The organism is Kitasatospora aureofaciens (assembly GCF_019192735.1).
Lineage (GTDB): Bacteria > Actinomycetota > Actinomycetes > Streptomycetales > Streptomycetaceae > Kitasatospora > Kitasatospora aureofaciens_A.
Genome location: NZ_JAHTKP010000199.1, coordinates 1 through 662, shown reverse-complemented (window position 1 = coordinate 662; position 662 = coordinate 1). Strand labels below are relative to the sequence as shown.

General features: G+C 70.1%; 1 protein-coding gene. It reads right to left on the bottom strand.

What is annotated here, in order from left to right; genetic code table 11:
- A partial coding sequence (locus KV557_RS41985; RefSeq protein WP_308130330.1) for a beta-ketoacyl reductase occupies positions 1–602 on the bottom strand: 602 nt, incomplete at its 3' end.
- Between the last annotated feature and the right edge of the window lie 60 nt (positions 603–662).

Here is a 662-nt window from a genome sequence, read left to right as displayed (position 1 = left end):
ACGAGGCCGGACAGCAGCGGCGGAACATCGCCGGAACGTTGCAGGGCCGGCAGGTCCACCTCGGCCGCCACAAGCAGCGCCTCGGGCCGGTCGACCGCCGCGTCCAGTACGGCAAGTCCACGTTCGTCGGACAACGGGCGAAGACCCTGGCGGGCCATCCGCCGCCGGTCGGCGTCCGTGATGTCGCCGGCCATGCCCTGCTCCCAGGGACCCCACGCCAGCGACACGGCAGGCAGACCCCGATGACGCCGGTGGGCGGCCAGAGCGTCCAGGAAGGTGTTGCCCGCCGCGTAGTTGGCCTGGCCCGCATTGCCGACCACACCCGCGATCGACGAGAACAGGACGAACACGTCCAGATCCATGCCGCGCGTCAGCTCGTGCAGATTCCACCCGGCGTCGACCTTCGGCCGCATCACCGACTCCAGCCGCTCCGACGTCATCGAAGCAACGATCCCGTCGTCAAGGACTCCCGCCACATGGACAACGCCCGTCAGCGGCACACCCTTCAGGACGTCCGCGAGTTCCTCGCGGTCGGCCACGTCACAGGCCGCCACCGTGACCTCGACACCCAACTCCTCCAGATCGGCAACGAGTTCCGGCATCCCGGACGCCTCTGTGCCACGACGCGAGACCAGCAGCAGCCGCCCGGCCCGTCCGGTCGC